The sequence below is a fragment of the Pseudoalteromonas shioyasakiensis genome (assembly GCF_019134595.1).
In the GTDB taxonomy this organism is placed as follows: domain Bacteria; phylum Pseudomonadota; class Gammaproteobacteria; order Enterobacterales; family Alteromonadaceae; genus Pseudoalteromonas; species Pseudoalteromonas shioyasakiensis_A.
Window position 1 is genome coordinate 890,012 of sequence record NZ_CP077770.1, and the last position, 12,312, is coordinate 902,323.

Annotated in this window: 14 protein-coding genes; 12 read left to right on the top strand and 2 right to left on the bottom strand. The window is 47.7% G+C overall.

The annotated features are described in order from the left end of the window. Nucleotides 1-12: 12 nt before the first annotated feature. Nucleotides 13-600 (bottom strand): plasmid-related protein, encoded by a 588-nt coding sequence (locus KQP93_RS04170; protein WP_217876003.1) that lies wholly within the window; start codon nucleotides 598-600, stop codon nucleotides 13-15. A 288-nt stretch (nucleotides 601-888) separates the two neighbouring features. Here KQP93_RS04170 and traL point away from each other — a divergent pair, with 288 nt between their 5' ends. From traL to traC, 10 genes are all read left to right on the top strand, one after another. Continuing rightward, nucleotides 889-1,170, top strand: coding sequence for a type IV conjugative transfer system protein TraL (gene traL / locus KQP93_RS04175; protein WP_000433891.1), 282 nt, complete (start codon nucleotides 889-891; stop codon nucleotides 1,168-1,170). Next, nucleotides 1,167-1,787 carry a TraE/TraK family type IV conjugative transfer system protein gene (locus KQP93_RS04180; protein ID WP_008844781.1) on the top strand — a complete coding sequence of 207 codons (621 nt, stop codon included), beginning with the start codon at nucleotides 1,167-1,169 and terminating at the stop codon, nucleotides 1,785-1,787. Before traL ends, KQP93_RS04180 begins: the two co-directional genes overlap by 4 nt. Then, nucleotides 1,771-2,667, top strand: coding sequence for a TraK domain-containing protein (locus KQP93_RS04185; RefSeq protein ID WP_180826067.1), 897 nt, complete (start codon nucleotides 1,771-1,773; stop codon nucleotides 2,665-2,667). Before KQP93_RS04180 ends, KQP93_RS04185 begins: the two co-directional genes overlap by 17 nt. 2 nt (nucleotides 2,668-2,669) lie before the next feature. Beyond that, nucleotides 2,670-3,959, top strand: a complete 1,290-nt coding sequence (locus KQP93_RS04190) for a TraB/VirB10 family protein (protein ID WP_217876004.1) — start codon at nucleotides 2,670-2,672, stop codon at nucleotides 3,957-3,959. A gap of 74 nt (nucleotides 3,960-4,033) precedes the next feature. Further along, nucleotides 4,034-4,606, top strand: a complete 573-nt coding sequence (gene traV / locus KQP93_RS04195; protein ID WP_139175592.1) for a type IV conjugative transfer system lipoprotein TraV — start codon at nucleotides 4,034-4,036, stop codon at nucleotides 4,604-4,606. Beyond that, nucleotides 4,603-4,989 carry a TraA family conjugative transfer protein gene (traA, locus tag KQP93_RS04200; RefSeq protein WP_048608546.1) on the top strand — a complete coding sequence of 129 codons (387 nt, stop codon included), beginning with the start codon at nucleotides 4,603-4,605 and terminating at the stop codon, nucleotides 4,987-4,989. Before traV ends, traA begins: the two co-directional genes overlap by 4 nt. A gap of 219 nt (nucleotides 4,990-5,208) precedes the next feature. Then, a complete protein-coding gene (locus KQP93_RS04205) occupies nucleotides 5,209-6,000 on the top strand; it encodes a type IV toxin-antitoxin system AbiEi family antitoxin (RefSeq protein WP_008844784.1) in 792 nt (263 codons plus the stop codon). Continuing rightward, a complete protein-coding gene (locus KQP93_RS04210) occupies nucleotides 5,993-6,931 on the top strand; it encodes a nucleotidyl transferase AbiEii/AbiGii toxin family protein (protein WP_217876006.1) in 939 nt (312 codons plus the stop codon). Before KQP93_RS04205 ends, KQP93_RS04210 begins: the two co-directional genes overlap by 8 nt. Nucleotides 6,932-7,062: 131 nt before the next feature. Then, complete coding sequence (locus KQP93_RS04215; RefSeq protein WP_008305510.1) at nucleotides 7,063-7,755, top strand: DsbC family protein; 693 nt, start codon at nucleotides 7,063-7,065, stop codon at nucleotides 7,753-7,755. Continuing rightward, nucleotides 7,755-10,166: a type IV secretion system protein TraC gene (gene traC / locus KQP93_RS04220; protein ID WP_008844786.1), complete on the top strand. Its 2,412-nt coding sequence runs from the start codon at nucleotides 7,755-7,757 to the stop codon at nucleotides 10,164-10,166. Before KQP93_RS04215 ends, traC begins: the two co-directional genes overlap by 1 nt. Nucleotides 10,167-10,228: 62 nt before the next feature. On the opposite strand, the gene KQP93_RS04225 is transcribed toward traC, so the two are convergent. Then, nucleotides 10,229-11,332 carry an RNA-guided endonuclease InsQ/TnpB family protein gene (locus KQP93_RS04225; RefSeq protein ID WP_217876007.1) on the bottom strand — a complete coding sequence of 368 codons (1,104 nt, stop codon included), beginning with the start codon at nucleotides 11,330-11,332 and terminating at the stop codon, nucleotides 10,229-10,231. Nucleotides 11,333-11,461: 129 nt separating this feature from the next. Between KQP93_RS04225 and KQP93_RS04230 the strand changes: the two genes are divergently transcribed. Both KQP93_RS04230 and KQP93_RS04235 read left to right on the top strand, forming a co-directional pair. Next, the gene (locus KQP93_RS04230) at nucleotides 11,462-11,809 is read left to right on the top strand and encodes a hypothetical protein (protein WP_008305502.1); all 348 of its coding nucleotides are present in this window, start codon (nucleotides 11,462-11,464) and stop codon (nucleotides 11,807-11,809) included. Further along, nucleotides 11,793-12,305 carry a S26 family signal peptidase gene (locus KQP93_RS04235; RefSeq protein ID WP_169666767.1) on the top strand — a complete coding sequence of 171 codons (513 nt, stop codon included), beginning with the start codon at nucleotides 11,793-11,795 and terminating at the stop codon, nucleotides 12,303-12,305. The genes KQP93_RS04230 and KQP93_RS04235 overlap by 17 nt, the downstream gene beginning before the upstream one ends. The last annotated feature ends 7 nt before the right edge of the window (nucleotides 12,306-12,312 follow it).

Consider the following 12,312-nt stretch of genomic DNA (forward strand, 5'->3'; position numbering starts at 1 on the left):
CATCTTGTAGAGCTAAAACCTTACGCCTACTGCATTGCCATTCTCGTCTTCCGCTGGCAAATGATAAGTATCAATAAGGTGACCTTGAAGCCAAATATATTGCGGCATCCAAAACGAGTACTGTCGTATAAGAGCCAATACTTCTTTCAGCGGTTTGTTTGCATGAGGCTCGGCAAGACGAAAGTACATGAATGAGCAATAATCTCGAAAATACTCATGAAGCTCTGAATCCGATAGCGTTTCTTTTAGTGGCCTGTTTTGCTCATCGTCCTCATCAGGGGAATTGGCATAAATTTCGAATAGCTGCTTTTCAGTAAGCGTCTCCAAGAAGTGGTCTTCAATTAAGATCCCATCACTGGTATCGACATCCATACCATCTTTGACATCAAAAGCCATGACACATCCAGAAGATAATGCCACCTCTGATGGTTTCAGTACGTCATTAGCTTGTACAACCTGATGCCAATGATTAAAACCAGCAGATACTGCAATTTCATCGAGTGCTTCAGTGTGTGTAATGGATTGTTCACGTTTAAGCTTTCGTGCTTTTTGCTTTAAACGTTCAACCGTGGCAGAGGAAATGATTTTAGTAATTTGCATTGAGTTTCTCCTATTAGCGAATACGGTGCCCACTGCCGAGGTCGCAGAAAAAACCTAAGCAAAAAATAAATTTGATATGCATGTCGTCCCGTCCGGGTTTGCTAAAGTGGGCAGCTGGTCTCGACACGACCAATATCCCCATCATATCAACCGCATCAAAAAGATCAATTGTTAGTATTGTCTGAGTAGAACCCTCAAAACCTTCAAGAATTCGGCATCTAGCTGACCACTGAACCTGCCAATCCCAAGGCATCCTTCACTTCTCAATTCAAACAACGAGGAGTGACTATGGAACCTGTGAGTATTCCGTCCTATATCGATGACCCGCCGCACTTCCTGCTTTGGAGTGCCGACGAGATGGCTCCCATTCTGTTGGGGCTAGTGATCGGCATTTTTACCGGTAATGCCTTGGTTTTATGCCTGTTGGGGTTGGTAACAACCAAGCTCTATCGGCGTTTTCGTGATGGTCGCCCAGATGGTTTTATTCTTCACGCCATCTACTGGGCTGGACTGTTGCCAACCAAAGCCAAGACGATCCCTAACCCATTTATCAGGAGCTATCTGCCGTGAAGTTCGACGTGTTTTTAAAATCATGGCAAGGCACGCAATTAGAGAACCGATGGCAACGGTTTCTGATTGCAGTGCTGGTGCTATCTAACTTGCTGCTTGCGGCATTTTCTCGCAATACCGTGGTAGCCATTCAACCGCCAACCTTGTCTGAAACGGCTGAAGTGTCACGAAACCAGGCTACTCAGCCTTACTTGGAATCCTGGGGGCTCTACCTAGCTGAGCTTATGGGCAACGTGACGCCGGGCAATGTGTCTTTTATCCGGGTTGCTATCGAGCCGCTGCTTTCACCTGCGGTGTACCAGCAAGTGGTCGATGCACTGGAGATTCAGGCAAGACAGATCCGTGAAGACCGAGTCACGCTCAAATTCCAACCCAGACAAGTGGAGTATGAGTATGAAACCGGCCATGTCTTTGTGACCGGTTATTCCTTGGTCTCTGGACCATCTGGAGATGAACAGCGCCAAACTCGCACCTATGAGTTTGACATCGATATTGAGCAATACCGTCCAAAGCTCAGTTGGATGGATACGTATGAGGGGCAAGCTAGAACGAAGCGAGTTCGTGAAAAGTTGACCCAAGAGCAAAGCCGGAGGGTGAATGATGCGAACCAAAATTAGTCGATGGATGACACCAAGCTTAATCGCAATGAGCTTGAGTGGCGTCCTGTTATCTCAAGCGTCGTATGCAGACGTGGAATTGCCAATTGTGCCAGCCAGTGTGATGAAGCAGTCTGCTACTGCAAATCCACCGGTTCAAAGCAATACGGTTTCAACGGATACGCCAACAACGCTACTGATGACACCGGGGGTTAATGAACTGATCCCTGTAGCACTTGGTCATCTGAATCGAATTGTGACGCCGTTTGAATCGCCTCAGGTGAGAACAACCAGTGATGCTCAGACGCAAATTAAGGGGAATGTTGTATATGTGGCCACGGACAAAGAATCACCGGTTTCACTCTACATCACTCCGCCTGGTCAGGAAGCGCCCGCGTTATCTGTCACCTTAGTCCCTCGTCGTATTCCACCGCGTGAAATTACCTTAGCTATTGATGGTCAGCAGTGGCCTATCAAGGGCGTCGTGAACCGCAAAGCCGCCACTTGGGAAACGGCTCAGCCATACGTCGATAGCTTACGTGATTTACTCAGAAGCCTTGCACTAAATGAGTTACCACAAGGCTATGACATCCGTTTAGCTGGCCAAACTGACACAAGCCCGAAATGTTTTCAGCCTGGCTTAAAGTTTGGTTTTAAGCAGGGGCAAATTGTGACGGGACATTACTTCACCGTCTATGTAGGACTGGTTGAAAGCTTTGCCGATGAGCCGATAGAAGCCAGTGAAATAGCCTGTCATGCACCAGATATAGTGGCAAGCGCCTACTGGCCTCGCAATATCTTGTTGCCGGGTGAAAAGACTGAGTTGTATGTGGTTGTTCGCAATCATCGTGAAGAAGCGGTGGAAAGTCAGCGACCTTCGCTTCTTGTGGGAGGTGAATAACGATGAAAGCACAATGGGAACAAATGAGCCCGAACATGAAGCGGGGCCTATCGGTTGCCGGTATTGCTGGTGGTCTCATCCTTATGGTGATGGTGTTTTCACCTAATCCTGACGATGGCTCAAGCAGTCGGAACCGACAGGAAACGATCCGGCACATTCTTACGGATACCAATACTCGTGATGTTGGGGTCGATAGTTTGGCTGCGAACGTAAAACTACTCAGTGAGCGCAATGAACAGTTACGTCGTGAAGTTGAGCGCTTGCGTCGTGACGTCGATTCAGGACGGCTAAGCCCAGGTTCGCCTTCAATACCAAGTGAGGTCAATGCGGAGTTGGCTCGGCTTAGAGCGGAGCTTGATGATGTTCGCGCTGGAGGTGATTCAGTAGCTGAAGGCACAAATAGCCGTTTTGAAGTGCCTTTATCTGCCATGGAATTGCCTAAAGAAGAAAAGCCACTGCCGTCTAACCCAGACGACTATTTTGCCAATGCGCCGCTGCCTGATCCGCTCTATCAGCAGCCAGCCAATGGCCAAGGTACACGAGCACGAGATGTTCCATTGCCGCCAATCACGATTCGTATGATTGAGCCTGAAGTGGTTGTCGAGCCAGAAGTTGTAGTGCAAGAAGCGCCGCCTTTGTATTTACCGGCGGGCAGCATCATCTCAGGTACTTTGATCACGGGTTTGGATGCACCTACTCACGAGTCTGCAAGACGTGAACCTTTTCCTGCATTGCTGAGGATTCAAAAGGAAGCCATTTTACCCAACCGATTTAGAGCGGATATCAAAGAGTGTTTCTTGATCGCCGCAGGTTACGGTGATTTGAGCTCTGAGCGTGCCTATTTGCGAGGCGAGACCATTTCATGTGTGAGAGAAGATGGCGGCGTCATTGAAACACGACTGGATTCTTATGCCGTAGGTGAAGACGGCAAAGCCGGTATTCGTGGCCGATTAGTGTCGAAACAAGGCCAACTGGTGGCTAAATCGATGATGGCCGGATTCCTACAGGGCTTGGCAGGCGCATTTGATGTGAATCCTGTACCAACGATTCAGACGGGTAATGCCGGTGATACTCAGCTGTACCAGCAAGTCATGAGCCAAGAAGCATTACAAGGCGCTGCGATTAAAGGCACAGGTAAAGCATTGGATCGAGTGGCCAAGTTCTATTTGGACATGGCTGAAAATATGTTCCCAGTCATAGAGGTAGACGCTGCCAGGAAAATTGAAGTCATAGTCACTCGTGGTGCCTCGTTGTCGTTGGCCACTTCGCAAGGGGGAGGTGCAAGAAGATGAAAAAATCCTGCATGTTGCTAACCGATCGAAGTCCGTTTCAGACAATAAGATGTGTATCCAGAGGAGAGTTAACCATGACGACATCAATGCAGAACAACCCAAAGCACCAGTCAAAACAGTGGTCTAAAGCTGGATTACTTTTATTGGCAGTCGGCTCAACCTTATTGTCTGGCTGTAGTTCATTGGGTCTTGGGAGTAGTGAATATGGATGCCCAGGTATGCCTGACGGTGTGCGCTGTTTATCCGCTCGTGAAGTCTATGAGCTGACCAGTAATGGCGCTGCACCCAAGACGATTGATGCTGTGGCGACTCGAATTGGTTCTCCCTCTGGGTATTCACAATCTGATTTAGAGACAGGACTGCTGAGCCATCCAGCATTACCTGAGACGCAGCAATCTGCACCTATTCGCATTCCTTCAAGGGTAATGCGGATTTGGATTGCGCCTTGGGAGGATGACCGTGGAGATCTGAATTTATCCAGCTACGTGTTTACCGAAATTGAACCGCGCCGGTGGGATATTGGGGTGTCAGCACCTCGAATGGTTTCGCCTGTGCTACGTCCACTTCAGACTCAGAGCGATTCAACCTCAGCGGGAGCTGATGGTAAGCGCGATAACTTGAGTATCTACGGAGAAACTAACGAATGACAAATGCAGTTCGCACCATTCAAACTCAGCGCCTAATGACCATTAGTGCGCTTGGTTTGATGGCGTTAATGATTTCGGAGCCCTCATTTGCGGGCACCGGTGGTGATGCTTTCACTGATGTGTGGGATACCCTAAAAGATTGGACCCAAGGTACTTTGGGACGGATCGTAGCGGGAGCCATGGTACTGGTGGGTATTGTGGGCGGTATCGCCCGCCAAAGCTTGATGGCTTTTGCCTTGGGCATTGGTGGCGGTATGGGTCTCTACAATACGCCAACCGTCGTTGAAAGTGTTATGTCTGCAACCTTACCTGTTGTTGCCAGCACTCAAGAAGTTATTGGCACAACTGTTCCAGCAATCAGCGCCGTTTTACTGGGCACCTGAATGTGAGCCATAGTAGGCAGTTCACTTAAGGTAATCAAACTAGGTCTACACAACATCGGGTTATTGGTGATGTTGTGTAGACCTTTTCATTTCAACAACGCCGCATTAGCGGGCTTGGTTTACAGTATTTGGTATATTAATACCTAAAGTGTTAAAATCACTGTCACAATAAACTATATGGTTTATACTGTTTGTGATATTCATACTTTGGGTGTTAAAATGTCATCTAAGATAAACTGGCTTGTTGCTCATACTTCTCCTGGTGCGCTAGTACTTCAGCAATGGCTGACTGAAAACGGTGTGAGCTATTCCTTGGCTCAAAAGTACGCGCAGAACGGTTGGCTAAAGAAGCTATGTTCTGGCGTGTATTATCGTCCAGATGCGCGGGGCGATATAAAGCCAACTTGGGTTGATGCCATTCAAGCATTAGATGTGCAATTGGGCGTTTCAGTTCATTTGGCTGGATTGAGCAGCTTAACTCACCAAGGACTGAGTCACTATTTACAGCTGAACAAAGAGCAAGTTTGGATTTGCGTTAAAAACAAGTCGTCCTTACCGAAATGGTTTCGTGAATTCCCTTATCAGAATTGGTTTTACTGTGGAAACCATAAGCTTGAAGTGAATCCCGAGAAAGATTTGAAAAGGATCACGGTTAAAGAGAAAGAACTCACTGTCAGCTGTGCAGAACTTGCTGCCTATGAAGTGGTAGATGCGATTGGAAAGCTGATTTCATTTGAGCATGTCGCAGAATTATTTCAGGGTTTAGTCAATCTTAGCCCTAGAAAAGTACAAGATATTCTTGAACGAAGCAGCTCTGTTCAGGCAAACCGAATATTTCTATTTCTGGGTCGATACTACGATCACCAGTGGGTCAATCGCATAGATGAAACAAGAATTAAATTGGGGGCAGGAAAGCGGCAGGTTGTCGAAAAAGGACGTTTTGATGAGCGATATCAAATCACAGTGCCAGAGATATTAAGCGTCAAAAAAGGTGAACAACATAATGGATAAAGATAGCCCATATTACAAACAGGTTTCTTTGCTCATAAGAATGCTGCCTGTGGTAGCAACAGAGACGGTTTTTGCACTTAAAGGTGGCACCGCCATTAATTTATTTGTGAGAGATTTTCCTCGGTTATCTGTAGATATTGATCTTGCTTATCTTCCACTTGAACCAAGAGATGAGGCTTTGATTAATGTCAGGGCTGCATTGCAGCGCATTACAGACAGAATCAATACTCAACCAGATATCAGAGCGGCATTTCAGGATAATAAAGCTGATGAACTGAGAATAGTTGTATCAAGTCCGGTTGCGACGATCAAAATTGAAGTGTCGCCCGTCGCCAGAGGTACATTGCATAGTGCAGAAATAATGGCAGTTCAAGAGTCTGTTGAATACGAGTTTGGTTATGCTGAGATTCAGGTAGTCAGTCTTCCCGATCTGTATGGTGGGAAATTGTGTGCTGCAATGGATCGCCAACATCCTCGCGACTTATTTGATGTGCGTATGTTACTTGGCAGTGAAGGGGTTTCGAGAGAGATTTTAGTGGGTTTTTTAACCTATACATTAAGTCATCCTCGGCCTATTAATGAAGTCATGTCGCCAAACTGGCAGCCTCTGAATGAGAAATTTCAGGCAGAATTTGACGGAATGACTTTTGAAAAAGTTGAATGCGAAGACTTAGCCTCTGTTAGGCCCATGATGTTAATTGAACTGCAAAAACATTTCACAGAAAGAGATCATGCTTTCCTTATGTCATTCAAAAGAGGGCAACCTGACTGGGCATTGTTTGACTATCCTAATGCAGCAGACTTGCCAGCGATTCGTTGGAAATTGCAGAACATTAACAAATTGGCAAAGAATCAAGCAAAACACCAAGAGCAATTAGATAAATTGAAGCAAGTGCTTGATGATTGGCTTGTTAACGCAAACGCCGAGTAATTCGTTTATAACAAACCTCAACGAGCTATAAGCCCCCTAGTTAGATTGCGATTTCTTCAATCTATCTAACCGAGTCCACATAGGACAACTGCATAGACTGGAGCCTCGATTTACATTAACGAGGACTCCTCATGCGAAAACTATCTCCAATCATTCTGGCGCTTGCGCTGTCTCCTTTGGTTCAAGCTGAACCTGTGTCTGAAGTGTCGCCCGTTGGCAAAATTGACGGCATGGTTTCTTTACCTGTCACGGGTATGAAAGCGGTCGAAAGCAATGGCCGTATTGTTTTCATGTCAGACAGTGGCCGGTTCGTCATTGATGGCACGCTCTATGATGCCTGGTCCAAAAAGCCGCTTACCAGCCTTGAAGAAATTCGTGAAGCGGGGAACACGCTGGACTTAGGTCGTCTTGGCCTAAAAATGGATGATTTGAATCCACTGACGCTGGGTGAAGGCAAAAAGAAAGTGGTGGTCTTTGTTGACCCACGATGCCCGCACTGCCATGAGCTTTTGAAACAAGCTTTACCGTTAACCAAAGAATACACCTTCCAAATACTCCCTGTGCCAGTGCTTGGTCCTGATTCAGAGCGTCAGGTTCGCCAGCTTGGCTGTGCGCGTGACAAAAAAGCGGCCACCGATGCATTGCTGAATGGCCGGATTGGTAACCTAGAACAGGATGATGCCTGCAACTTAGAACCAATGCAGCGTACCTTGGTGACGGCTCAAATCCTGGGCATTCAAGGTGTGCCTTTCATCGTCGCCAATGATGGTCGCATCAGCCGAGGCCGTCCTTATGATCTTTCTGCTTGGTTGGAGGGGCGTTAATGAAAGCCTCTCTGTATTCAGGGCAACGCGCTTCAGAGCTCTTGCCAGTATTGGCCTATTCCGACGATGAGCAACTGTTTTTCATGGAAGACCAGAGTGTTGGCTTTGGTTTTCTATGTGACCCATTGCCTGGTGGTGATGAGTCTGTTGCAGACAGGGTTAATGTTCTACTCAACAACGACTGGCCAAAAGACACTTTGCTGCAATTTGGCCTGTACGCCTCGCCTGATATTCAAACCGACCTTCAGCGCATGATGGGCTTACGGCATCGTCAATCCGATCCATTGCTTAGGGCGTCGATACGCAAACGTGCGGATTTCCTCGATGGGGGCACGGTTCAATCGATAGAAGAATCGACCCAGACTCAGGTACGCAACTTTCAACTGATCGTCACCTGCAAATTGCCTTTGGAAAGTCCTATACCGACGGAGCGTGAGTTGAGTCGAGCATCCGCGCTTCGAGCTTCTTTCTCTCAGGCGTTGGCAACGGTTGGTTTTCGCGTCACTGAGATGACTGACCGAAATTGGCTCGCGGCATTAAGTGCGCAACTTAACTGGGGAAAAGATGCTTCTTGGCGTAATCCATCTCCAATCCGCAGTGAGGCAGATAAACCACTTCGAGAGCAAGTGTTGGATTATGACCGAGCTATCAAGGTGGATAGCCAAGGTCTGATGCTGGGTGATTACCGAGTTAAAACCTTATCGTTTAAGCGCTTGCCTGAGCGGATCTGGTTTGGTCATGCCGCAAGTTTTGCGGGCGATATGATGACGGGCAGTCGCGGCTTACGCGGCAGCTTTTTGCTAAATGTCACCATTCACTTTCCTTCAGCCGAGGCGATGCGATCTCGTTTAGAGACGAAGCGTCAATGGGCGGTCAATCAGGCTTATGGCCCGATGCTCAAGTTTGTGCCGGTGCTGGCAGCCAAGAAAAAGGGGTTTGATGTTCTTTTTGAAGCCTTGCAAGAAGGTGATCGTCCTATTCGGGCAAATATGACCTTAACGCTGTTTTCCCCGACGGAAGAGGCGTCCATCAGCTCTGTTTCAAATGCTCGAACTTATTTCAAAGAACTCGGGTTTGAGCTGATGGAAGACAAGTACTTCTGTTTGCCCATTTTCCTGAATGCCTTGCCATTTGGTGCCGACCGCCAGGCGATGAACGACTTGTTTCGATTTAAGACCATGGCGACACGACATGTGATCCCACTGTTGCCTTTGTTTGCAGATTGGAAAGGCACGGGCACGCCAGTGATTAACTTTGTTTCCCGCAATGGCCAGATCATGAGTGTGTCCCTTTATGACTCGGGCAGTAATTACAACTGTTGCATCGCGGCGCAATCGGGATCGGGCAAGTCATTCCTGGTGAACGAAATCATCTCCTCCTACTTATCTGAAGGCGGGCAATGCTGGGTAATTGATGTTGGCCGCTCTTATGAAAAGCTGTGTGAAGTCTATGATGGTGAGTTCTTACAGTTCGGGCGGGACAGTGGCATTTGCTTAAACCCGTTTGAAATCGTTGAGGACTATGACGAAGAAGCGGATGTACTGGTTGGGTTATTGGCCGCAATGGCCGCACCTACGCAGTCATTAACCGATTTTCAGATGGCCAACCTAAAACGTCAGACCCGTGAACTGTGGGAGAAAAAAGGTCGTGCCATGTTGGTTGATGATGTGGCAGAGGCTTTAAAAAATCATGAAGACCGACGTGTGCAGGACGTGGGTGAGCAGCTCTATCCGTTTACGACACAGGGCGAATATGGCCGCTTCTTTAATGGTCACAACAATATTCGCTTCAAAAACCGATTCACCGTTCTGGAGTTAGAAGAGCTCAAGGGGCGTAAGCATCTGCAACAAGTGGTGTTGCTTCAGCTTATCTACCAAATCCAACAGGAGATGTACTTAGGTGAGCGGGATCGTCGCAAGATTGTGTTCATTGACGAAGCCTGGGATCTGCTGACTCAAGGTGATGTCGGTAAGTTTATCGAGACGGGTTACCGTCGATTTCGAAAATATGGCGGCAGTGCTGTAACAGTAACGCAGTCGGTCAACGATTTATACGACAGCCCTACAGGTAAAGCCATCGCTGAAAACTCGGCCAATATGTACCTGCTTGGCCAAAAAGCCGAAACCATCAACGCGCTCAAAAAAGAAGGCCGTTTGCCATTAGGTGAAGGCGGCTACGAATACCTGAAAACGGTTCATACCGTCACGGGTGTCTATTCCGAGATTTTCTTTATTACCGAGATGGGCACCGGGATTGGCCGCCTTATCGTCGATCCGTTTCACAAGCTGTTGTACTCGTCCCGTGCAGAAGATGTAAACGCGATTAAACAGTTAACGCGCAAAGGCCTTTCTGTTGCTGATGCCATCTCTCAGTTGTTGAAGGAGCGAGGCTTTGACTGCTCCCCTCCCTAAAGGAAGGGGATTCTTGTTTCAAGGCGTTATGCCCGAAGTTCATTAGAACAATCGGGACTTACTTACGCTCCACAAGCTAACACCGCTTGCCCAGCGGCTTTGATATTAATAGCGGCATTGGTATCACGGTCTAAGCGCGCTTCACACGCTGGACAAGTCCAATGCCTTATATGTAACGGTAGAGAATCAACTACGTGACCACAGCAATTACAACGCTTACTAGACGGATACCACTTGTCAATCTGGACAAGTGTTCTGCCGCGCCATTCTGCTTTGTACTCAAGCTGCCTAACCATTTCGCCCCAATTGGCGTCACCAATGGCCTTAGCAAGTCGCGGATTCTTGACCATGTTTTTAACGCTCAAACTCTCACAGCTAATCACTTGGTTTTCGTTTATCAACGTAGTGGTGAGTTTGTGGGTAAAGTCGCGGCGGCAGTCGGCAATCTTCGCCTGAATGCGAGCAACTTTGATTCTGGCTTTGTGGAAGTTGGCAGTTCCTTTCTTCTTCTTGGAAAGGCGGCGTTGCGCCTGAGCCAATTTCTTCTCGTACTTTGCAGTATGGCGGGGATTGCCAGATTTAAACCCGTCAGCGGTAATCACAAGGTCGGTCAAACCCAAATCAATACCCGTTGTCTTTTTGGTAACAGGCAGTGGTTTAGGCTCGAAGCGGCAAAGCATAGACACGAAGTAGCGGCCTGCACTGTCTTTCGAGATAGTGACGGTAGTTGGTTCGCTAGGAAGTTCACGCGACCAGCGAATATCAAGCGGCTGTTTGGACTTGGCAATGTAGATATTGCCATCTTTGAACTTAAACTCCGACTTCGTGAATTCTGCGCTTTGCTTGCTGCGCTTCTTCTTAAAGGCTGGATACTTCGCCCTTCCTTCAAAGAAGTTCTTAAACGCAGTTTGTTGATGGCGCAAAGATTGTTGGAGCGGTACACACGACACGCTGTTAAGCCATTCAAACTCAGTTTGCTTCTTGAGTTCGGTCAGCTTAGAGCTTGCCGTGTTGTAGTTAACCTTTTTGCTTTCGTTGTAGAAAGCGTCGGTACGCCATTTAAGGATCGCGTTATAAACGAAACGCACACAGCCGAAAGTCTGCGCAAGCAATTGAGCCTGTTCAGTCGTTGGGTAAAAGCGTTGTTTAATAGCGATCTCTTTCATAGTTCACAAGAATACAGTTGTTTTTGTGAAAGTAAATATTAACATTAACCAATCGGGTAGTTTTTGCTCCTTCGGAGCAACCGCTATCCCTCCTCGCCCTAGAAGGACGGGGTTTCTCGCGGGATTTAGATGAATAAGACCACGCTTTGGCCATTTATGGCCTCTATTACTTTGTCTATTGCTGGTAGCGGTTTAATGACCAGCTGGCTTTTAATGAAAACACTCGAACCCATCCACAGCCAGTTGGCGTTAAGTACGCCCATTGCAGTCGTGGATTTTGGGGATGCGGTGTTGTCACTGGGTCCTAATGCCAGCGAACAAGACATCGAATCCAGGTTGCTTCAGACCAATCAGCAAATTGAAAAGTTAAAAGCAGCCGGTTTTATCGTGCTGGATGCCCAAGCGGTGGTTGGCGCTGATGATTCTGTTTTCGTGCCAGTAGGCTCAAAGGAGGTGTCTCATGCAGATACTCCGTAAAAGAATGCCTTGGCGGCCATATCTCATCCGGCTGACCATTCTTGCGTTAATCATGGCCTTGGTAGGCACCTATGCCATGATGCGCTACCGAATAGGTATTGATACCCAGCAAGAGCGCTGCCTTCCTGATACCACGGTATATCTGATTGACTTATGGAATAAAGAGCCCGTTAAGGATGGTCTGTATGCCTTCCACTCAAAAGGACTCGCTCCGTTATATAACGACGGTACTCGGATGCTGAAACGCCTAACAGGGATGCCAGGGGATGAAGTCAAGGTGACGCCTGAGCATGTGCTGGTGAATGGTGCTGAAGTCTCTACCGGCATGGCATTAGCCCAGCGTCTTGGTGTGGCTGAAACAGAATTTAGCCGCTCATTGACGCTGCAAGAAAACGAGTATTGGTTTTCCGGTGAGGCCGCAACGAGTTTCGACTCCCGTTATTGGAATGCCGTTAAGCGCGAGCAGATTGTCGGTCGCGCTTGGCCGCTTTGGTAGGAGGTGG